We start from the raw sequence: 21,786 nt of genomic DNA, 5'->3' as shown, positions 1-21,786 counted from the left end.
CTATTTTACCTCGGGGCCGTTTATGGATTCGACGGGGATAGTTCGAGCATGAGTAGCGAGTAGTGGGGACGCGTCCACTTCATCAACGCTAAAGCCAATTAAAAGCATATTTTTGTCCGAAATTGGACGGAAATATGCTTTTGTTTTATAAACTTACTTGCCAAAATATAGGGTGGATCAAATTGGATAATTTACCTTCTATCGGAGAAAGAATAAAGTCTATAAGAAAACAACATAAATTGACGCAAATTGAATTTGCCCAGAGCTTAGAAATATCACAAGGTACGCTTAGTGAGATAGAATCTGGAAATGCTAAGCCTTCTTTCGATGTCTTAGTTGTGTTAGCGAATAAAGGTTTTAGATTTGATCCGTTAAAAGAAACAGCGGCGGATCAAGACTAGAAAATACAGTCTTAGACCTGCCGCTGTTGTCATTCAACTAATGTTCCCGAGAACTTCTGCAACCGCCAGCTTCCGACCCGAGAATACTACCAGCATGGACACGCCGCGCGGCGGGCAGGAGAGTTTCAGGCGTGAACTCCCTCCATTACTCTTAGCGTAGGAACGCTGTCCGTTAAGGCCTGCCGCTGAACCGCTCGAGCGCTTCCTCGGTAACCGGAGCGAAGAGGTTGACGAGGTTGCCGTCGGGGTCGCGAAACAGTGCTGAGCGGTTCCCCCATGGCATCGTGGTCGGTTCCTGTACCCACTCGTCGACAAGCGGCTTCAAGCGGTTGTACTCGGCATCGACGTCGTGGACGCGAAACTCGATGATGACGGTGTGGTTGTCGGCCGCGCGCGCGGAACCGGCGCCGAACAGTTGCACCGTCTGGGAGTGGCCGATCGCAAGGGTACACGATGGCAGAACGAACTCAGCGAAGACAGGCGCGGGGCGCTTCGCCAAAACACCTGTGACTTTCTCATAGAACACGACGAGTCGATCCAAGTCGTCAGTAATTATGCGTACAGAAGCGAAATTCACGAGACATCATCCTTTCAATAATTTAACGATACGATACCGTATCGTATCGTATCGTATCATATTGACCTGGATAATACAAGTTACCGTACGACTAACAAAAATGGTGCTCGAAAATGCTTCGTTGCCTCACTGAAGCACAAACAAGGAGTGCTCTAAATGGCAAGCCGAAATCCCCGGCGCCAAGGATGCTTTCATGGTATAATGTGAAGGACTTTTTATTTTAAGGCAACGAATCCGAGTCTAAAGTACTTTTATGTTGGAGGGAAGATGGTGATTACGTCTAAGAAATCTGAACGTGTGCCGTCGGCCAATTTGAATAGACGCGTCGAGCGTTCACGACATGCTGTCCTGACCACTGCGTTTGAACTGCTCAGCGAAGGCGGTGTGGCTAGCTTCTCCGTCGACGAGGTGGCGCGTCGTTCCGGGGTCGCGAAGACGACCATCTACCGCCACTGGCCGACGCGTGAAGCACTGGTGATAGACGCCTGTTCACGGATGATTGCCGAGCAGGAAACGCCCGACACCGGCTCACTCGAAGGTGACGTCACGGCTATCCTGGTGGAAATCGCGCACCTGCTACCGACGGCGAATTGGTCCTTCGTCCTGCCGTCAATCGTCGACACAGCCGAGCGCAATCCGGAGTTCGCGGAAATCCACAGTCGGATTCAGCGCGGACACGCCGCCCCCCTGCGAGAGGTCCTACAGCGCGCGGTAGGCAGAGGCGAGCTGTCGGCACACGCCGACGTGTCAACTATCGTCGCAGCCCTGCTGGGGCCACTCTTCTACCGCCGCTGGTTCTCACGTGAACCGATCGACGACCAGTTCGTAAAGGCGATCATCAAACGCGTACTCGCTTCACTTTAGTACGAGACGCCTACCACTGCTTGGCCGAACATCGATGGCGGACCAGCAAACAGCAAATATCTGTTTTGCGCGCCCAAAGGCTTCGGCATCCTGATGCAACGCGATCGAACCTTCGACCTGGAGAGCGAGGGTTCGAAAACAGATTAGATACATGAACGGTGTTTCTTCGTATTTCGAGGCGTTCTTAGAGTCCAAATTCCTGCTCTAATTAGCGTATGTTTTCGATGTTGGCAGTCCCCTACCCGATCTGGTTGTAGTGTCGCTATTCCAACCTGTCCGTTAGTTTACCACTATTTAATATATATAAGACACAGTTTATTTACCGTCGAAAGGTGTGCGTCATTTATAGTTCGCTTACTATCGCAATTCCGCGAGATATTTGGCGGTGCGAATCATTTGGCTGGTAAAGGAGTTTTCGTTATCATACCATGCCGCTATTTTCACCAGGGTATCTGTTCCTAGTTCCGTTACCTTTGTTTGCGTAGCGTCGAATAAGCTGCCGTAAGTCATACCGATAATATCGGACGAGACAAGCTCTTCCTCTGTATATCCATATTGCTCCGACTGGGACTGCTCCATCTTCTCGTTGACCTGCTCCGCAGTTACGGAACCGCCCACGACTACTGTCAATTCTGTTAGGGAGCCGGCCATAACCGGCACTCTTTGGGATACACCATCCAGTTTGCCATCCAAGGAAGGGATTACGAGTCCTATTGCTTTTGCTGCCCCGGTTGACGTTGGGATGATGTTGCCGGCTGCAGAGCGCGCCCGGCGCAAGTCACCTTTGGCGTGAGGGCCATCAAGGGTATTCTGGTCGTTTGTATAAGCATGTATCGTCGTCATAAAACCTTTTTTAATCGGCGCAAGCTCGTTCAAGTAATAGACCATTGGAGCCAGGCAGTTCGTGGTGCAAGATGCGGCCGAAACAATAGTATCTTCTTTAGTTAGCGTGTGTTCATTAACACCATATACAATAGTAGGAATATCTTTCCCAGCAACGGTTGAGATGACTACTTTTTTTGCACCTGCCTCAATATGGGCTGTAGATGCTTTTTTTGAGGCGAAAAAGCCTGTACACTCCAGGACTACATCAACTTGCAATTCTTTCCACGGGAGTTTGCCGGGATCTCTTTCGGCATAAATCGGAATATCCACGCCGTTTACGGTTAAGCTGTTATCACTGTAATCAATCTTTTCATCATAACGTCGCTGCGTTGTGTCGTGCTTTAGCAAATGCGCAAGCATCTTCGGACTTGTTAGGTCATTGATAGCGACAATCTGATAACCTTCTGCATCAAAAAGCTGCCGAAAGGCAAGCCTGCCAATTCTGCCGAAACCATTTATCGCAATGTTGATTGCCATAATAATAACCACCTTTCTTCGTCTGTGTTAATTATACTCCTCGAATCTTTGTGGTACACTGTTATAAGTGAAGCAATTGACTATACTATTTGTCAGGAGAGGACCATGCCGCAAGTTGACCGCCACAAAGACAGAACGGTAAATATTGAATTTGTTGCCGCCGAGGACTTGAACTGTCTTCCCTATCCGGAGCGGCTTACTTTAATCTTAATTACATCCGGCAGCATCAACGGGGTACTCAACGAACGACCGATAGCGATTTCAGCCCCCGGCGTTCTCTGTTTATCCGAAGATGATACGATACAAATACTTGAGAAGCATAACGCCTCTGCGCAATCATTCAGTTATCATCCCGATTTTCTTATTACCGTACCGAATTCTGAAACGAAAGACTACTTTCCTAGCCATCTGAAAATACAAACAGGGCTTTCGCTTTTTCAGGGCAATCAAACACGCACCGGAGTACCTTTTGTTACCGAGAAAGCCTTTCCGCAAGTATTTGAGTGGTTTTTTGTACTTGGGACTGAAGTGTATGCGCAAAGCGATGCAAACTGGGCGTGCAGAATCAAAAAATATCTCATCCAGATATTGGGCCTGCTTGAGGATTTGAACCGCCAAAGCGAACAATCCCCTGTTGATTTAGTGCTGGAATATATACACACCAATTATGCTAATAAAGTCACCTTGGAAGATTTAACTAAATGCGCACACTTGAATCGTGTGTCGCTTAATAAAATGTTTCAGGAAAGATGCGGGTGTACAGCAATGAGATATTTGCTGTCGCACCGCTTGAAAGTTGCGGGAGATCTCCTCACCCATACAGGTATGAGCTTGAACGAAATTGCGCGTGCCACCGGGTTTGAGTACGACACTTACTTCATCAAACAATTTACGGCTAAGAGAGGGATATCTCCAACCGTATACCGGAATATCTCCCGCCAGTTCGCTACTGCTCAATAAGGCTTTCCAATGACTCTTCAATTCATGTGTCGCCTGCGCCGTTCGGCACTCATCCACTCAGGAGTTCAGGTTTGCTCTTTGTCATCGGGGAGATGATGAAGATGAAAACGACAATAAGCTTAAAGACGGTTGACATCGAAACGAATTTCCGAAACATCGAAGCCATGCGAAACGGCATGACTTCGATGTTTTTCTTTATGAGCGGCTCGGGTTCAAGACTGTGCTGCCGCCCCTAATTCTATGATCTGTACCGACGGCAAGGAAATGGTTTTAGCGAAGCCATTGCATTTAGATTTGGACTCCCTTAACTAGTCCTTTATCCATATTACTATTGTGTCCAATCGTTTAACGAGACCGCTAATCTTGCACAAAGATCCCCATTCGTTTCTACCGATGTTATTACCCATAATTTGCACACCATTTTTCTTATCCCTTGATACGCCGAATTCCTTGCACGATCTGTTCCCTCTCGCAATCTCTCAACGAATAGAGTACAGGTGCCGTAGGAATCTCAAATTTCAGATGAGAATGTGGAATTTCTGTCAATAAAGATCCAATAGGTTGTTGGCTTTTTTTATGACGGACAACATTCCAAAATATCCTGGATCTATTTTCTTCGGTTCCCCATTTTTCAAGCGAATTTCGAAATAGCAAACATTTGCCGATAACGAAATCATGTTCCACGAGGGGTTCCGTTGCTTCGAAACCGGCGTCCTCAAGGCAATCAAATAGTGCAGGCATTAACTGGTCCAAATACAGCCCGTAGGCAGCATCCTCGATTTCGCGAAAAGCGACCGTTAATTGAGCATGCATCGAATCGTACAAGGGCTTCCATACCGATTCAATATACCGATTGCCTGCCACGCCAAGCTCCTCGATTGTCATGTCATAATGGAATATTGGTTTTACGGTCATACTTACTCCTCCTTGAATTGGTTTATTTCCATCATATAACATGTAAGCCAATTGGAAGGTTTTGCGAAAATGTTTGAAGGAAATCAACAAAAAGATCAGAATAACATTACAATGGTTTTAATGTTCGTGCATTAATTATAAAGGTGTGATTAGCATGGGCTCGCGACCTAAAAAATTGGCGGGGAAATTTAAGATAAGCGCCAGCACTTTGCGGAACTATGAAGCGAAGGGGTTAATCCCTCCTGCGGAGCGATCCGCCACCGGATACCGTATGTATACTGAACGGCATGATGCCTATCTGGCATGTATTCAAGCCATGGCCCCAGCATTTGGGATGGAAGTGACGACCGAGGTGCTGCATAGTCTCCAAAGAGATGAGTTGGACGATGCATTGTGGATCGTTAGGGAAAGGGAAGTCATGTTACATCGGCAAAAAGCAGATTTGGATCAATTGATAAGGGAGTTGAAATCGTATGCCAATGGAAGTCAAGCTTACGATTTGAACCAACGCATCAGCATCCACGAGGTCTCAAGACGGACAGGGGTTCCTAAATCAGCGATCCGTTACTGGGAGAAAAGCGGCCTGTTCACTACAGAGCGTGACCCTGATAACGGCTACCGACTATATAATGAAGCACTTCTACTTAAAATTAGGATGATTCAGGTGCTGCAAAGTTCTGTATATTCCGAAGACACCGTGAACTTGAAGCAATCGATTGCACTTTTAGATTCTCATAACATCGAACGTGAGATAAAGCTAGCGGAAAGTATCCGAACCTACCTGCATAAAACGATCAAATCCCAGATCCGAGGTCTCTACTACCTATATCGCTTGATTAGATCGTTAGGCTTTTCGGAAATAAACGAAGGCCATCAATAGTACCGACGGCACAATAAAAAACCCGACCGTGTAAGGTCGGGCTTTTGTCCATGTGATCGTATAACTCTATTTTGCATGCTCATCTGGCTGATGAATACCAAAAGTATTTCCTTCTGTGTCAATGTAATACCCTTGCCATGCCATTCCAGGCAGTGCATACTTGGGCAATGCGAGCTTGCCTCCAAGATTAAGAATTTTTGCTTCGGTAGAATCGTAATCTCCGACTCCCATCGTACATGCATAACCATTCATAGCCTGACCGGGTTGCGGGGAAGCGCCTTGACGTTGCATTAAAGCCCCGTTGATTCCAAGTTCATTTGCATCGCCTGTCACAGCTCCCCAATAAGGCATTCCGGCATAAGTACTCCAATCCTCAAATTTCCATCCAAATACCTCTCCATAAAACTTCTTAGCACGTTCCATGTCATCTACATGAATTTCGAAATGAACTAATCGGCCCATGACTTCCTCCTATGTTTTGACTTCCTACATTTTTATATTATTATACTTTCCTATTTCGCTAAATATATAAAATTCAAGTGGGAATTTTTTGTAGTCTGTGGGAGGCCCAGGTGATATCAAAACTGTGACTGCACAGGATGGAATACTTTCACCCCGTATATCCGCATACGCCCACACGCGGAGAATTGACAACAGGAAGAAGCATTTCCTCTCCGCATTCGTGATTTTCCGAACAAGTTTCGCATAACCATCCGGACTCGTTGTATTGGCATTCCGAGCAGACGTTTTCCGCCGCGGCGTTTCCGCATTCGGTACATTGGATAACAGGAGCATTGTTGCGGGCAAGGAGCTCTACGTCAGAGGAAGCGCGTTTGGCCCCGAACCGTTCCCCGACTACCTTCAGCGTCAGTTCCGTTGTCGATCCCATATCGTACTCGTGCCTGAAGGACAGGCCTTTATACAGCAAGTTACCCAGTTTGACCCGCGTGCTTTTCTCATCGTAAGATTTGTCGGGTTGGGGGGAATAGATTTGATTTTCGATCGTGAACAGACTCAAATGTCCGCAGCATTCCAGCCAAATATTTCTCAGGTAATCATCCAGCCTTGTTAACGTCAAGTCAGCGCTTGCCTCGAGGAAGAGCCAGTACTCCGGCGAGTAGCGGCCCTGTACACTGATCAGGAAATATCGTACGACCCCATCGTCCAGCGCTCGTTCGGGACAGTTTTGCAAATGCTTCGTAACGGTTGCCTTGCTGAGTTCTTTCCGGCAGCATGTACAACTTCCTTTGCTTGTTTTGCCCATGTAGATCACCTTTCAATATCTTTTATTATGTTAATTATAACTATTGGGATAAGCGAGCGAAAGGAGTTTCTTCAGACGGGCGGCCAGATCCCTTTCCAAAGGTTATTCCGGTTATGATAAAATAGATGAAGCCTGAATGAATGTAACGGAAAACAGCACGAAATCTGGGGGACCCCCCCGTTTACTTGCGCCTATGGTGTAAAATATACGAATGGCGGGAATTACTTGAAGAGATTGTAGTGGGAACGAGGGATGGAATTGAGCAAACCTATGAAACGAGAGAACCGGCCATTGCCGGAGCCTGAATTGCGGGCGATACTGCGGGCTGCTGACGATATCATCGCAGAAGGCGGACGATCGCTGCTAGCCAAAATATTGAAGGGCTCAAGGGATCGAAAGCTGCTGGAACTGGGGCTGGATCGAAATCCTTCTTATGGATTCTACAAAGATCTCACTTTGGAGCAGATTATGGATAAAGTAGATCATATGATTCGCACCGGCTATTTAAGGATCGAGAAGCAGGGCAAGCTGCCTATGATCGTATTTTCTCCGTTCGGATGGGTGATCGAAAGAGAGCGGTGCGCAGAAGAATTATTGCAGGAGTGGGATCGCTGGATCGAGCAAAACGTCACTCCGATTAGCATGGAGTATTTAAAGGAACGCAACCGGGGCATGATGTTTTTGTTCCTGTACAAAATTTTATGTACCGGGAATACAAAGTACATTCCGTTTTTGACTTTGTGGGAAGGCATCGATTTCAAGAAAGTGCGGGAGGAAATACGCAACGTGATCGAGGTATTAAAGCAACGCGATCAAATGGATGATTCGGCTTGGGAGCAGCTGAAGCGTGAACGAGCCCAATCGCTGCTGATTCGCTTGGATGATCCGATTATTATGGCGTGCAAGCACTGCGGGGATCCTTACATATTCGATGAGGCAAATCCTGAAAACTACACAAGTGAAGGGCTGCGGTTTCCGGAAAAGTGTCCGGATTGTTTGAACTACGACGATCGGCATCAGAAGGCATAGCCTTTTTCCGGCAGATACGCACCCGTGAACCGGGTATGCTAGGAGTCTGTCCGACGGAGTTACTTCGGACAGACTCCTAAGGGTTTGTATTTTTGTGCGATAATGAAGGTGGAGGATGGCTATGAAGCCTGCAGCGCTACTCGAACCCATGGATATGCCCGAACCGAACTTCCCGGTGAAGGTTCATCGTTGTAAGGCAGATGAATATGGTACGACCCTATTCACAAACCATTGGCATAAACATATTGAACTGCTGTACTTCATATCAGGGAAGGCAGTGATCAACTGCAATTCGGAAACTATCCATGTACAGCCCGGCGACCTTGTCTTCGTGAATAGCAACGATTTGCACGCAGGTGTAAGCCTTTCCAATAATTTGTTCTATTATGCGCTTATTTTTGACCCTGCTGTTCTGCAAAGCCATACTATAGACGCCGTAGAAACGAAGTACATGCTGCCTATCATTCGGAATCTTATTTTTTTTCGCAACCGTATTGAGCAGCCCGGCGACGTTGCGGATAACCTCATGGCCATTGTTCGGGAACTGGACGGGCGCGATGAAGGATACGAGCTGTCCATCAAAGCTCACTTATATCGTTTGCTGGTGCGTCTCGTACGAAGCGGTGCTGCGCAAGATCAACCAACTAAGGATCAAAGAGTTCGTATGCGGCAGCTTGAGCAATTTACCCCTGTGCTCGCTTATATCGAAGACCATTATCACGAGGAGCTTTCTATCGAGCTGCTCGCCGCCAAGGCCGGTTTAAGCCGCTTTCATTTCAGCAGACGGTTCAAGATGCTTACAGATAAGTGCGTTACTGAATATATTACTGACATACGCATCCGGCATGCGGAATATTTGCTGTACAATACACAGCATACGATTTCCGAAATCGCTCTTTCCGTAGGTTTCCGGGATATTTACTACTTCAGCCGCATGTTTAAAAAATACCGGAATGTACCGCCTTCTCATATTCGGGACCAGAATTGAATCCTATCGCTTCATCTGAAAAAGGAGAATCCCTTTTCACAGGCGAAGTGTCATAGATGCTGCAAACTCAGCTTGTGAGAGGGTGACTTTGATCATGTCGAGGGGTAAAAAACTCATATCAAGGCTTACTATATACCCAAAACTCGTTTTATCGTTTCTGCTGGTAATTGTACCGATCTATGCGATTAGCTTAACCATGAACGAATCGGGGGCAGACAGCGTAAGAAACGAAATTCTGCAATCCATGCAGTCGCGCGTCCATTTTTATTTAAGCTCCTTCGAGAATGATATCAACCGTGTCCTGAAGCTGAAAAAAGAATATGTCACCGACGAGGATCTGCAAAATCTGAGCAATATCGCTCCGATCATGACCGATTACGACCGCAGGCGGGCGGTTCTCCATTTGCAAAATAAGCTGATGCTTCTCAAAAACTCAAGCCTTTATGTAGAAGAAGTAAAGGTTTTCATCCCTTTGATCAACCGCACGATATCGACGAATGCTTACGATAACGAGATGCGGACGGATGAGGTTCAAGCGCTGCGCAATTTTCCGAACTTGTCCAATTCCCCCTTTATCCCATTTCAGAATCGGCTTCTGTTTAGCGAGGTCTACCCCAATCCGATTTATCAAAGCGAGCATCTTGCGTTTGCCCTTGAAGTGGAGCTGTCCCAACCACGAATGCAAGCCTCATTACGGCAAATCATGACTGAAGCCAACGGCGGCGCGATGATTTTTCATTCCGGAGGGCAGTGGATTGTCGAAGACGGGAGCGAGCCTGAACTGGTTAGGAAATTCAAAAGTTTTTTGGAAAACGAACGGTCTGAAGGACGATTTATGGGGCAGGGGCGGGTAAACATCGGCAATCTCAGCTATCTGACTACTTATGAACAGTCGCCTTCGCTGGAGACGACTCTGCTCGTCTATGTGCCGGAAGCGAATATCCTCGGTCCTGTGTATAAATATCGGCTTTGGTTCTGGATTTTGTCAGGTTTGTCCGTTGTTATAGCTGCTTTATTTTCATATTGGATTTATCGGTTGATTCACCGGCCGCTCAGCCGGCTTGTCCGTGTATTTCGCAAAGTGGAACAGGGAGATTTGGCGGTTTCTATCCGTCATGGGCAAGAGGATGAATTTCATTATTTATACGAGCAGTTCAACTTTATGGTCAATCGACTGCAATCATTAATATTCGAGGTATACGAACAAAAAATCCGATCGCAAACTTCGGAATTGAGACAGCTGCAATCGCAAATTAATCCGCATTTTCTGTACAATAGCTTTTTCGTTCTTTTCCATATGGCGGAAATGCACGATATCGATAATGTCAAACGGATGACCAGACATCTCGGTGAGTACTTCCAGTTCATTACAAGAAACGCTTCGGACGATGTGCGCTTGGAGAGAGAAATCGATCATGTAAAAGCCTATCTGGAAATTCAAGCGATTCGTTTTGCGGGTCGCATCGCGGTCGAATGGGGTGAACTTCCGGAGGGCTGCCGTGAGATGTCGGTTCCGCGCCTTATCCTGCAGCCGATTATCGAAAACTCTTATGAACACGGGCTGGAGGATAAAGTTTCGGAGGGCAGGCTTCGGATTACTTTTACGCAGAAGGATGGAGAACTATGCATTGCAGTGGAGGACAACGGGAGTCATCTAACGGACGAAAAGCTTGACCGGATGCGGGGGATGCTTGCTTCCGGAAGCGTGTCGATGGAAACGACAGGTATGATCAATGTCCATCGCAGGCTTCAGTTAAAGTTCGGCAACAACTACGGTCTATGGCTCCATAGAAGCACTTTAGGCGGCTTGCGAACGGAACTGCATATTCCTGACAAAGAAGGAGAATGAGGATGTACAAGCTTTTGATTGTAGACGATGAGCCGATAATCGTGGAAGGTATGGCCGAGATGTTCCGGAGCGAGTCCCGCCTCGGTCTGGAAGTCTACAAAGCAAATACGGCTATGGAGGCCTTGAACTGGCTGGAGAGAACGAAGATGGATATCGTTCTGTCGGACATACGTATGCCGGGAATGAATGGGCTCGAGCTGCAGCGCGAGATTCACAAGAGGTGGCCCCGATGCAAAGTGATTTTCCTGACCGGTTACAACGATTTTCATTACGTACAGACGGCGATTCGCCATCAAAGCTTCGATTACTTGCTGAAAACCGACGGAGCCGGGACTATCATCCAAGCGGTAGAGAGGGCCGCAGCCAGTTTGCAGGAGGAATTGGAGTCGAATCAATTGCTTATGGAGTCGAAGAAGCAAATGCAGCAGGCGCTTCCCGCTTTACAGAAGCAATTTCTATGGGATGTGCTGATGGGGAATGTCCTCGCTTTGCAAACTTTGACTGAGCAATTCGAAGAGCTGCGAATTCCGCTGGATGTCCGGAGGCCGGTGCTGCTGTTGATTGGACGGGTGGATGACTGGCCGCTTCAGATGAAATCGTCGGACCGGACTTTAATGCTGTATGCGATTCAGAATATAGCAGCAGAATATTTAACGTCCGCCGTTAACCTCGTACCGATGGTGTATGATCGGACGAAACTCGTATGGATGATCCAGCCCCGCGACGGCGGTGAAGCGGAGCTTTCGCATGAAAGCTGGCACAGCCCGATCCGATTCGTTCACGGAACGGTGGAGCTCATTCAATCTGCCTGCCATCATTTGCTGAAGCTCAAGCTGTCCTTCGCCGTAAGCCGCGAGCCTGTTCATTTGAAAGATGCCTGCGAGAAGTTCGACCGGTTGCAATCGTTGTTCAGCCGCGCCTTCGGGATCGGGAAGGAATTGCTGCTCACGGATGCCGAACCGGTATCGGTACAAGAAGTGACCAACGCATCCGGCAATGAGATACGTAAACAATTCGGAAAGCTCGACCTGCTGAAAAATGATCTGGAGAGCGGCAATCGGGAAGCTTTCTTCGACTTGTATCGCGAGTTGGAGGGTGCGGTTCTCTTATCTCCGCACACCTCCGACACCATCAAGCTGGAGCTGATCTATTCCATACTTTCGCTATTTTTCTCGTTCTTAAATCGATTGGGAGAACCGGATGAGGGGTTTAAAGATGTGCTGTTCAGCCGTCTGACGCAGCCGGACTCCTGGCAGGAGATCGCCGCTTATTTCTCCAGCTTCGCCGAATCGCTGTTCGAACGCAAAACGAACGGACTTCTGGAGCAGGAGCATATGCTCGTCAGGCGGATCAAGGAATTCGTCGAGCAGAATCTTTCCGAAGATCTTTCGCTTACTCGCATAGGGGAAATCGTTGCACTAAACCCCTCATATTTGTCACGAAAGTATAAACAAATTACCGGCGAAGGACTATCCGAGTATATTGCGCAGGTCAAGCTGAAGAAGGCAAAAGAACTGCTCTTACATAGTTCGAAAAAAATTCATGAGATTGCACTTGCGGTAGGTTTTGAAGCGCCTGCTTACTTTCACCTCTTTTTCAAGAAAGCTACGAATATGACTCCGCAGGAGTACAGGGAATCGCTTAACAAGTAAACGGAATGCAAGTTCCCTGAAACGCGAAAAGATAGACTTTATTTATACCTTTGCATCAGCAGAATATAGTCACGGGCGAGCTTCAAATCTTCCAGCGCTTCCTTGGATTCGCACGGAGCCGGACGGATGCCCTGCACGGCGGCGATGAAATTCATCGCCTGCTGGCGCATCGCCGAACGGTTAGGCATGACGGGAAATTCGTAGGAAGGAGGCTCCTGGCCGTTATCCTTCAGGATCGTCACTTTTCCGGCAAGCTGGCGGGCGAGCGGAGACGGCAGATCCACGCGTACAAACCCTTTCTCAAAACAAACCAGCAGACTCTCGTGCCACTCGATTGTCGTCTGATAGGGGGCCATTTCCAGCGCGACTGTCACGCCGCTGTCGCTCTCTCCGGTCAACAGGACACCGAGCCGATCCCCGAACGTAATCCGGTAAGGTTCCTGGAGCAGATAACGGATCGCGTTAACTTGATGAATATAGTAGTTCACGAAACTGTTCAGCTCACGCGTCTGTTCATCCGAAAAATTCGCAGGTCCCGGCTCTTGGGGAATGTGCGGGTACGGTTCATCCGAAATGATCGGAGCATCCGCGCCTCCGATCCAATCTCCCGGAGGCATAGTCACTCGGATGTACTGCAGGCTCCCGAATTCTCCGCTTGCTTTCCAGGATTGGATAACTTTGCGGGCGTATTCCATCGCAGGGTCGGACCGTTTATGATAGCCGACCATGTGCAATACCCGATAGTCCTCCGCCAACTGTACCAACTGCTCGCCCGCCTCTACGGTCAGCGACAGCGGTTTTTCGGTGAAGACCGGGATGCCCGCCTTCAGAATGTCCGGAATGACGGCATGATGGAAACGATATTGCTGGGGGGCTACGATAGCATCCAACTTCGGGCCGTTCAGCAAATCCTGGTGGTTGGAGAAAACCTGCGGCACACCGTAGCGGTCTGCCACCGTTTGCGCCAGCTTAGGACGAATTTCCGCAAGCGCGACGACCTCGCATTCCTCGCTAAGTGCCGCATAATTGGACAGATGGGCCATCTGTCCCATGCCGCCTACACCTACGAATCCGATTTTGATTTTACTCATCTTCCTCACTCCTCAGGTCCCTGATTCTCGAATAAATACAAACCTTCCGTGCCCGGTGCGATAATGTCGGGGTAACCGTTGCCTGTGACGTCCTGAATCCACATGTAGATTCCGTTGCCGGAAGCTTCTCCTGCCGGTCCGTAATCGATGACGTGTTTCTCGAACCGGCTGTTTTTTATCTTAAAATAGTACAGTCCGAGCGGGTCATCGAAACCGGGATCATTATCGTGGGCGAGATACCGCTTGCCCGTCACAAGTTCGAGCTCGCCGTCGAGATCGAGATCTGCGAGGGCAAGGTCATGATATTGCGATGCGGTCATATCGATTTCGTGACGAATCCAACTGCGGGTGCCGTCCTCCTCCCGCACTTGTTCGTACCAATGCAAGCCGTAATCGTGCGCTTGGCCCACGATGAGGTCACATAGGCCGTCGCCGTTCACGTCGTGTCCCAGAATCGGCACGCTTGCCATTCCGAGGGAAAATTCGCGATGGAACTTCCACGGACCGGTGAACGGATCGTCCGGCTGTTCCAACCAGCCGTCGCATAGGACGATGTCCATCTTCCCGTTGCCCGTAATGTCCGCAAATCCAAGCCCGTGCCCGCTCGGCCGGTCTCCGATGACTGTTTTGCGGAATTGCCCTGTTCCCCGGCCCTGCTCGTCGCAGACCAATTTGTAGAAGGCTTGCGGCGCTCCCGGCGTATTGGGGAAAATCTCGGGTATGCCGCAGCCGTCAATGTCCAGGTATCGAATCGTTTCAATGTTTGAAGCAGGGTCAATCACGAACGTTTCCCACTCGGCGCCGCTGTCCCCCGGATTTCTACGCCAACGCAGCGCTTCGCTCCACCAGGAGCCGGTAATGATGTCCATTCTGCCGTCTCCGTCCACATCCATAGGGTAATCGGAGAAATCGTCACGATAATGATCATGCGAAGAAATGTCGCAAATTTTGTGCCGGGTGACAAAGTCAGGCCCCTCATACCAATAGGCACCGCTGACGATATCGAGTACCCCGTCCCCGTTAACGTCGAACACCGAGCATGCCTCATAAGGTTCGGTGCTGAGCCGTCTTTTTTTGAAGCGCAAAGCCATTTACCACAGATCCTTTCTAGCGGATGCTATTTATTATTGTGTCAGCATTGTGTAACCTCGTTGTTGTAATCACTCTACAGCATGTTAAAATGGACTACAATGCGCATAGTTGCGTACATTGGCTATTGAAAATTGGGGTGACTGTTATGAATTCGTCAATGTTGATCCGGATGCCGGAAATTCTTGGAGGGGCATTTTGTACAGTGGAGCCGGGGGGACGTTTTTATTTGCCTCCGCATCTTCACGAAGATAATTCGGAACTGCTGTTGATCGTAAAAGGAGAAGGGGATTTCCGCGTGGACGGCAAGTTGTACCATGCAAAATCGGGGAGCTTGATGTGCTACAACCGCGGAATTTGGCATGAAGAGCAATCGAGCAGCGATCAATTTTTGGCCATATATGTAGGCTATAAAGGCTTGCAATTGAGGGGGCTGCCCGAGGATTATTTGACCGGTACGGACCAAGCGGCCATGATCGAATTGAAAGAGCAATTTGTACCCGTCAACCGGCTTTTCCGGGAGATCATTGCGGAATGGCACAGCGGCATGCCGGAATCCAAAGCCATTGCCAACCAGCTTTTGGGCGTCTTACTGGGCCGATTGGTCCGGTTGCTGTACTACAAGGAGGAAAACGAGTTCCGTAAACATCCGGCCAAGGAATATGTGCATATCGCCAAGCGGTATATGGAGGAAAATTATCATACCGAGGTGGACTTGAATACGTTGTCGAACCTGACGCATACGAGCGCCTACCATTTTATTCACGTGTTTAAAACGGAGACGGGGCTGACGCCCATTCAGTATTTGATCCGGTACCGCATGGAAGTGGCCAAGCATTATCTTGCGACCACTCCATTGCCTTTAACCGATATAGCCGAGAAAGTCGGCTACCGAAGCGAGACGTATTTTCAGAACCTGTTCAAGAAAGCGACCGGTGTCTCGCCCGGAAAATACCGCTCCATTACCCGGGAAGCAACTTCAAACAAGTAAATAAAAGTGATAAGAAGTAAAGACATTCGACTATCTGATAGTCTCCTTTTCGCTTTACAATAAAAACAAGAAGTGCTTCCGCAGCATCTTCTGAATCATCTAAATGAAGGGGGCATTGTTTGAAACCGTGTACAAGAAACGAATGTTGATTCTGTCATCCATCGTCTGTTTGATCGCTTTATCCGCTTGCAGCAAAGAAAGATCGGCTCTGCCGGCAAGCGACAGCCAGCCCGTCAACAGCGAGAAAAGCGCCACCGCCGGCAAGATCGATCCGCTGGGCAAGTACGATCCGCCGGTCGAAATAACCGCTGTGAAGCAAATGGATCCGGCCACCAAATTTGTAGAAGGCGAGACGATCGAAAACAATGTTTGGACGAAAGCGTACGTGGATCGGCTTGGCATCAAGCTCAAGTACAACTGGATCGTCTCCGGCACAGTAGATCAGTACAATCAGAAATTGAACGTGTCCATGTCTTCGAACGACTTGCCCGACATTATGTCGGTCAACGCCACGCAGCTCAAACAGCTTGTTGAAGGCGGCCAATTGTCCGATTTGACGGGGATTTACGAACAATACGCCACGCCGCTGACCAAACAAATTTTGACCGGCGACGGCGGACTCGCCCTCAAGTCGGCGACGTTTGACGGCAAGCTCATGGCGCTCCCGAATTTGGGAGGCGATGTCGATCCGGTGCCGTTATTATGGATTAGGACGGATTGGTTGAAAAATCTGAACCTTCCGGAGCCTAAGACAATGGATGACGTACTTGCTATATCCAAGGCGTTTACGACACAGGACCCCGACAAGAACGGGAAGAACGACACATTTGGCTTCGCTGCCCTGAAGGATCTGTGGGGCGGGTTTGCCGGGCTTGAAGGATTTTTCAACAGCTATCACGCCTATCCGAATAACATGTGGATCAAAGACGATTCCGGCAAGTTGGTTTACGGAAGCATTCAGCCGGAAATGAAGCCGGCTTTGGCCAAGCTGCAGGAGCTTTACAAGTCGGGTCAGATCGACCCGGAGTTCGGCGTCAAGGACAGCAACAAGGTGGCGGAATCGGTCACTTCCGGTAAAATCGGCATCGTCTACGGCCAAATGTGGAATCCGATATGGCCTTTCCAGGATGGCAAGAACAAGGATCCGAAAGCTGAGTGGAAAGCGTTTCCACTTCCTTCGATCGACGGCAAACCGTCCCAGGGACAAGTGCCGTTCTCGGTTTCCGAATACTTCGTTATCACGAAGAAGGCCGCACATCCGGAAGCGATCGTCAAGATGCTCAATCTGTGGTCGGACAGCAACTACGGGGGAGGCAGAATTGACGGCGATGCGAAGTATAAAGGCATGGAGCCGTTCAAGTATGTACTTGTTCGGGCCAGCGAAGCGCGCGAAAATCTTGATTTGTACAAGATGTTCAAAAAAGCGTTCGAGAACAAAGATACTTCCAAGTTTACCTCCGGACAGCTCGAAACCTTTGACAGAATCCTCAAATACAGAAATGGCGATCAAGCAGGATGGTCCATGGAGCGGGTTTTTGGCTCGCAGAGCTCGTGGGAAGTGATCGACGGCATGCTGAGCAACAAACAGATTTTGATGACGGGTTATCTTGGAGAACCGACACCCGGAATGATCGATAAGAAATCGACGCTGGATAAACTGGAGCTCGAGGCGATCACGAAAATCATTTATGGCGGCTCGTCGCTCGACGAATTCGACAAATTTGTGGCCGATTGGAAGAAACTTGGCGGCGATCAAATCACCAAAGAAGTGAACGCCTGGTTAGCGGCCCAGAAATAGAAGCAACGCTTGGACATCACAGGGATAGGTGGAACGCCAGCCTACCCCTGCTTTTAACAGGGGGACTGTTCCCAAGGAGGCGGAAGATGACACGATTTAAAAAACTCCGGCAGGAGCTGCCTTTGCATTTGATGATATTGCCCGGTTTCATTTTAGTTTTCATCTACAGTTATGTGCCGATGGCAGGTACTGTCATCGCTTTTCAACGATTCAAGCCGGCTTTCGGCATCTGGAGATCCAAATTCGTCGGACTGGACAACTTTAGTTATGTGCTTCAGTTGCCGGACATTTTTCAAGTGCTGTGGAACACGGTATTCATCTCCGTTTTGAAAATCATGGCCGGTCTGATCGTGCCGATCGTCGTTTCGTTGCTGCTTAACGAAGTCAACAAGACGTTGATCAAGCGGGGGATCCAGACGCTGATTTATCTCCCGCATTTCTTATCCTGGATTATTCTGGGGGGGATCCTGATCGATATCCTGTCGCCGACCACTGGAATCGTAAACGGTCTGTTGAAGTGGGCCGGGTTTTCTCCGATCTATTTTCTCGGAAACAATCATTGGTTTCCTTATGTTCTGGTTGCATCCGACGTTTGGAAGGAATTCGGCTTCAGCACGATTGTTTATTTGGCTGCCCTGACGACCATCAATCCCGTTCTGTACGAAGCTGCCGTCGTGGACGGCGCCAGCCGGTGGAAGCAAACCGTGAACGTCACGCTGCCCGGCATGCTGCCGGTCATCGTGCTTATGGCGACGCTCAGCATCGGCAATGTGCTGAATGCCGGTTTCGATCAGGTGTTTAATTTGTACAGCCCGTCGGTTTACAAGAGCGGCGATATTCTGGATACGCTCATCTACCGGATCGGCCTGGTTGACGCCCAATACGGCGTAGCGACGGCGATCGGTTTGTTCAAATCGTTCGTTTCCTTCGCGATGATCTCGGTTTCCTATTGGCTGGCCTACCGATTCGCGAATTATCGCATTTTCTGAAGGGGGATGCCGATTGCATTTCAAGTCTTGGAGCTATAAAGTATTTCTGGTCTTTAATTATATGTTTCTGATCGGGTTGTCGCTGCTTTGCATGTTTCCTCTGATCCACGTTCTGGCGATTTCCTTTAGCTCCAGCAGCGCAGCGATAGCGGGGGTTGTCAAATTTTGGCCGGTTGATTTTTCCACCAGCTCATACGAATTCGTTCTGCAGAAGCCGGCATTTATCCGCTCGTTCGGCATCACGTTGGAGCGGGTCACGCTCGGAACCGCAGTGAATATGCTGCTGACGCTGCTCATTGCCTACCCTTTATCGAAAAAGAAAGGGCGGCTTCGATTTCGCACCTTTTACGCTTGGTATTTCGTCTTCACGATTTTATTCAGTGGCGGTTTGATTCCCTGGTATATGACGATACAGGCTACCGGATTGATGGATACGGTCTGGGCACTCGTTCTGCCCAGCGCTGTTCCCGTGTTTAATGTGATTCTGCTGATCAATTTTTTTGCAGGTTTGCCGCAGGAATTTGAAGAATCCGCCTTTATCGACGGGGCCGGCTATTGGTCGGCGCTTTGGAGAATTTACGCGCCATTGTCTTTGCCGGCGCTCGCAACGATCACGCTGTTTACGGTTGTCGGGCACTGGAATTCCTGGTTCGACGGGCTGATCCTGATGAACAAGCAAGAGCATTATCCGCTGTCCAGTTACCTGCAAACCGTTGTGGTAAGCCATGATCTGATGGCGAACGTGTCCGAGAATTTGAAATCGCTGCAGGAGGTTTCCGACCGAACGGCCAAAGCGGCGCAGATTTTTCTGGCGGCCCTTCCGATTTTGCTGTTTTACCCGTTCCTGCAAAGGTTCTTTGTGAAAGGTATGGTACTGGGCGGTGTAAAAGAATGATGCGTAAAGGGAGGGGGCCCGGCCTAAGCGGGTCCAATATTTTAAGGAGCGTGAAGAGTATGAGGAAAAAAATGAGGTCTTTCCTATTGGTCATGCTTTCTCTTTCTTTGATGCTTTCGATTGCTTTGACGGTTCATTCATCTTCTGCGTTTGCTTACAGTACAACAGTCAGCCCGTTCCCAATCGGCATTTTTTGGCCGCCGGGTCCAAACGATACGACGGATGCGAATTATGCCAACATACAGAATATGAATGCGAATTTTATTGTTGCCTCGAATGGCTTGAACGATTTTGCCACGAACGATGCCGCTTTAACCAAAGCTGCAAGCCATGGCTTGAAAATGCTCGTGAATGACGAGCGGATCATGTATACGAAAACGCAGATTTCCCAGACGGCAACGGGAAGCGGATATTTTGTAAATAGTTCGAACAATTTAGGGCAAACGTTCACTTTGCCGGCCGGTACCGATTGGGAACTGAGAAGCATTCAACTCTATATCGACAAGAACAACTGGCCATCGGGTATAACGCTTACTTTAAGCGTGTATGATTCCCCAAGCAAGACGAATTTGCTGAGTTCCTCTTCCATAACGGGTCCCGTTACTACGTTTTATCCGGTCTTCAATTTATATGGCTTTTATCAAGGGAATAAGTCTTATTACATGGAATTGACCAGCAACAGTCCCACCAATGTCGGGTGGGTCGTGACTAGCGCCGCGGACAGCTATTCTGAGGGACAAATGTTTCGGAACGGTGCTGCGGGCACGACTGATCTCTATTTCAATGTGGCGCTTGCCAAACTCGTTTATAACGATGGAGGGCAGCCGAATACCGCCGATCTGCAAAGCATTGCGCAGCATTATAGTTCGAATGCCGGCGTTCTGGGGTACAACGTGTACGATGAGCCTTCTGCCGCCATGATGCAGCGCATTAAAAACACAAGCAGCGTCCTGAATACGTACGATCCCAATCATATGACATTTGTTAATCTGCTGCCGACTTATGCCTCAACAAGCCAGATGGGTGTTGACAAATTCGATGGCAGCTACGTAAAGCCGGGTTCGCCATTAGGTCAAACGTTTAAAACGAAACCGGGGCAAACCTCTATTCAAACCATTCAGCTGTACATCGATCCAAACCAATGGTCCTCAACCGAGCCTTTAACATTGTCGCTGTGGAACTCTCCGGCTAAAACAACTTTATTGGCTTCCAATACACTAAACGGCTCTTCGACAGCATGGCCTCAATTTACGTTGAACGCTGCTGTTAGTGGTAATACGCAGTATTATTGGGAGCTTTCCCACGGGGGCGGCGGCGATAACTCCGTCGGATGGGTCGTACGATCCAATATCGGGGATGATTGGTTTGACGGTACCGCTTATGTTGGCGGGAGTGCGATCAATGCGGACTTTTGGTTTACGGTCAATCAAAATATCCAGTTTGGAACCTACGAGGACTATGTATATCGGCATTTAACGACCAATCCGGATGTGTTGGTTTTCGATCACTATCCATTCCCTGAGAATGGCTCCGTCAATAGCGGCTTTTATCAAAATCTGGAGATCATTCGCAAACAAGCTTTGCTGGGGAAGGTTGATTTCTGGTCGTATATCCAATCCGTAGGAATCACAGGATCTTTGCGATCTCCGAACCAAAATGAAATGAGATACGATATATATGCGAATCTTGTTTACGGCGCGAAGGGAATTATTTATTTTACCTATGCTTTGCCTAACTCGTCGGAGTTTCATGATGCCCTCGCTTCAGCTAACGGTTCGCCAACGGCTTCCTATGCCTGGGCGCAAAATTTCAATTCGGAGCTCTTGCACTTAGGCCCGACCTTAACCGGTCTGACGTCATTAGGGGTCTACCATTCGGGCACACTTCCGGCAGGCGCATCGCCGATTCCGTCGACGTTTTTTGTCCAACCTGCAGATAACACTCAACCTGTTATTGAAGGGTATTTTACGAATGCGAGCGGCCGAAAATACGTCATGCTCATGAATAGAGATTATGTTAATAGCAAAACGCTCAATTTCAACTTCAACCCCAAACCGCAAGGACTGACTGAAATCTCCAAAACCACCGGTTTGGAAGTCAGCGTCCCGGGATATAACGTGAATACAGGCGTATTGAACCTTACATTGCTGCCAGGGGAAGGACGATTGTTTGCTTTGCCGGCGGGATATTAG

At 48.7% G+C, this 21,786-nt stretch carries 21 protein-coding genes; 14 read left to right on the top strand and 7 right to left on the bottom strand.

Annotated elements, in window-relative coordinates:
• The first annotated feature begins 182 nt into the window (after positions 1 to 182).
• Positions 183 to 401, top strand: coding sequence for a helix-turn-helix domain-containing protein (locus AC0LWT_RS18635; RefSeq protein WP_474682766.1), 219 nt, complete (start codon positions 183 to 185; stop codon positions 399 to 401).
• 172 nt (positions 402 to 573) lie between these two features.
• Here the strand turns inward: AC0LWT_RS18635 and AC0LWT_RS18630 are convergent, their stop codons facing one another.
• On the bottom strand, positions 574 to 978 hold the full coding sequence (locus AC0LWT_RS18630; protein ID WP_474682765.1) for a VOC family protein: 405 nt from the start codon (positions 976 to 978) through the stop codon (positions 574 to 576).
• 267 nt (positions 979 to 1,245) lie between these two features.
• On the opposite strand from AC0LWT_RS18630, the gene AC0LWT_RS18625 reads away from it, so the two are divergent.
• Positions 1,246 to 1,842: a TetR/AcrR family transcriptional regulator gene (locus AC0LWT_RS18625; protein WP_474682764.1), complete on the top strand. Its 597-nt coding sequence runs from the start codon at positions 1,246 to 1,248 to the stop codon at positions 1,840 to 1,842.
• Between the two features lie 357 nt (positions 1,843 to 2,199).
• On the opposite strand, the gene gap is transcribed toward AC0LWT_RS18625, so the two are convergent.
• Positions 2,200 to 3,204 carry a type I glyceraldehyde-3-phosphate dehydrogenase gene (gene gap, locus AC0LWT_RS18620; protein WP_474682763.1) on the bottom strand — a complete coding sequence of 335 codons (1,005 nt, stop codon included), beginning with the start codon at positions 3,202 to 3,204 and terminating at the stop codon, positions 2,200 to 2,202.
• Positions 3,205 to 3,309: 105 nt separating this feature from the next.
• Between gap and AC0LWT_RS18615 the strand changes: the two genes are divergently transcribed.
• Together AC0LWT_RS18615 and AC0LWT_RS18610 are read left to right on the top strand one after the other, a co-directional pair.
• Entirely contained in the window at positions 3,310 to 4,164 is an 855-nt protein-coding gene (locus AC0LWT_RS18615; protein WP_474682762.1) for a helix-turn-helix domain-containing protein, read from the top strand.
• Between the two features lie 101 nt (positions 4,165 to 4,265).
• The gene (locus tag AC0LWT_RS18610) at positions 4,266 to 4,400 is read left to right on the top strand and encodes a hypothetical protein (RefSeq protein WP_474682761.1); all 135 of its coding nucleotides are present in this window, start codon (positions 4,266 to 4,268) and stop codon (positions 4,398 to 4,400) included.
• A gap of 190 nt (positions 4,401 to 4,590) precedes the next feature.
• Here AC0LWT_RS18610 and AC0LWT_RS18605 read toward each other — a convergent pair whose 3' ends face one another.
• A complete protein-coding gene (locus AC0LWT_RS18605; RefSeq protein WP_474682760.1) occupies positions 4,591 to 5,079 on the bottom strand; it encodes a DUF6022 family protein in 489 nt (162 codons plus the stop codon).
• Positions 5,080 to 5,233: 154 nt separating this feature from the next.
• On the opposite strand from AC0LWT_RS18605, the gene AC0LWT_RS18600 reads away from it, so the two are divergent.
• Positions 5,234 to 5,959: a MerR family transcriptional regulator gene (locus AC0LWT_RS18600; RefSeq protein WP_474682759.1), complete on the top strand. Its 726-nt coding sequence runs from the start codon at positions 5,234 to 5,236 to the stop codon at positions 5,957 to 5,959.
• 66 nt (positions 5,960 to 6,025) lie between these two features.
• Here AC0LWT_RS18600 and AC0LWT_RS18595 read toward each other — a convergent pair whose 3' ends face one another.
• Together AC0LWT_RS18595 and AC0LWT_RS18590 are read right to left on the bottom strand one after the other, a co-directional pair.
• Positions 6,026 to 6,421, bottom strand: a complete 396-nt coding sequence (locus tag AC0LWT_RS18595; RefSeq protein ID WP_474682758.1) for a VOC family protein — start codon at positions 6,419 to 6,421, stop codon at positions 6,026 to 6,028.
• 148 nt (positions 6,422 to 6,569) lie between these two features.
• Positions 6,570 to 7,223 carry a hypothetical protein gene (locus tag AC0LWT_RS18590; protein WP_474682757.1) on the bottom strand — a complete coding sequence of 218 codons (654 nt, stop codon included), beginning with the start codon at positions 7,221 to 7,223 and terminating at the stop codon, positions 6,570 to 6,572.
• A gap of 258 nt (positions 7,224 to 7,481) precedes the next feature.
• Here AC0LWT_RS18590 and AC0LWT_RS18585 point away from each other — a divergent pair, with 258 nt between their 5' ends.
• The 4 genes from AC0LWT_RS18585 to AC0LWT_RS18570 all read left to right on the top strand — a co-directional run bounded on the left by AC0LWT_RS18585 (position 7,482) and on the right by AC0LWT_RS18570 (position 12,741).
• Entirely contained in the window at positions 7,482 to 8,252 is a 771-nt protein-coding gene (locus AC0LWT_RS18585; protein WP_474682756.1) for an RQC-minor-1 family DNA-binding protein, read from the top strand.
• Positions 8,253 to 8,373: 121 nt separating this feature from the next.
• A complete protein-coding gene (locus tag AC0LWT_RS18580) occupies positions 8,374 to 9,240 on the top strand; it encodes an AraC family transcriptional regulator (protein WP_474682755.1) in 867 nt (288 codons plus the stop codon).
• A gap of 94 nt (positions 9,241 to 9,334) precedes the next feature.
• A complete protein-coding gene (locus AC0LWT_RS18575; protein ID WP_474682754.1) occupies positions 9,335 to 11,089 on the top strand; it encodes a sensor histidine kinase in 1,755 nt (584 codons plus the stop codon).
• A 2-nt stretch (positions 11,090 to 11,091) separates the two neighbouring features.
• The gene (locus AC0LWT_RS18570; RefSeq protein WP_474682753.1) at positions 11,092 to 12,741 is read left to right on the top strand and encodes a response regulator; all 1,650 of its coding nucleotides are present in this window, start codon (positions 11,092 to 11,094) and stop codon (positions 12,739 to 12,741) included.
• A 38-nt stretch (positions 12,742 to 12,779) separates the two neighbouring features.
• Here the strand turns inward: AC0LWT_RS18570 and AC0LWT_RS18565 are convergent, their stop codons facing one another.
• Positions 12,780 to 13,832 (bottom strand): Gfo/Idh/MocA family protein, encoded by a 1,053-nt coding sequence (locus AC0LWT_RS18565; RefSeq protein WP_474682752.1) that lies wholly within the window; start codon positions 13,830 to 13,832, stop codon positions 12,780 to 12,782.
• Between the two features lie 5 nt (positions 13,833 to 13,837).
• Positions 13,838 to 14,923 (bottom strand): FG-GAP repeat domain-containing protein, encoded by a 1,086-nt coding sequence (locus AC0LWT_RS18560; RefSeq protein ID WP_474682751.1) that lies wholly within the window; start codon positions 14,921 to 14,923, stop codon positions 13,838 to 13,840.
• 146 nt (positions 14,924 to 15,069) lie between these two features.
• On the opposite strand from AC0LWT_RS18560, the gene AC0LWT_RS18555 reads away from it, so the two are divergent.
• The 5 genes from AC0LWT_RS18555 to AC0LWT_RS18535 all read left to right on the top strand — a co-directional run bounded on the left by AC0LWT_RS18555 (position 15,070) and on the right by AC0LWT_RS18535 (position 21,786).
• On the top strand, positions 15,070 to 15,912 hold the full coding sequence (locus AC0LWT_RS18555) for an AraC family transcriptional regulator (protein WP_474682750.1): 843 nt from the start codon (positions 15,070 to 15,072) through the stop codon (positions 15,910 to 15,912).
• 127 nt (positions 15,913 to 16,039) lie between these two features.
• The gene (locus AC0LWT_RS18550; RefSeq protein ID WP_474682749.1) at positions 16,040 to 17,710 is read left to right on the top strand and encodes an extracellular solute-binding protein; all 1,671 of its coding nucleotides are present in this window, start codon (positions 16,040 to 16,042) and stop codon (positions 17,708 to 17,710) included.
• A gap of 86 nt (positions 17,711 to 17,796) precedes the next feature.
• Positions 17,797 to 18,699, top strand: coding sequence for an ABC transporter permease (locus tag AC0LWT_RS18545; protein WP_474682748.1), 903 nt, complete (start codon positions 17,797 to 17,799; stop codon positions 18,697 to 18,699).
• 61 nt (positions 18,700 to 18,760) lie between these two features.
• A complete protein-coding gene (locus tag AC0LWT_RS18540) occupies positions 18,761 to 19,594 on the top strand; it encodes a carbohydrate ABC transporter permease (RefSeq protein WP_474682812.1) in 834 nt (277 codons plus the stop codon).
• 59 nt (positions 19,595 to 19,653) lie between these two features.
• Positions 19,654 to 21,786, top strand: coding sequence for a hypothetical protein (locus AC0LWT_RS18535; protein ID WP_474682747.1), 2,133 nt, complete (start codon positions 19,654 to 19,656; stop codon positions 21,784 to 21,786).

The organism is Paenibacillus sp. sgz302164 (assembly GCF_056120505.1).
Note: the sequence above shows the minus strand (reverse complement) of the source record. Positions and strands in the feature narration are given on the sequence as shown.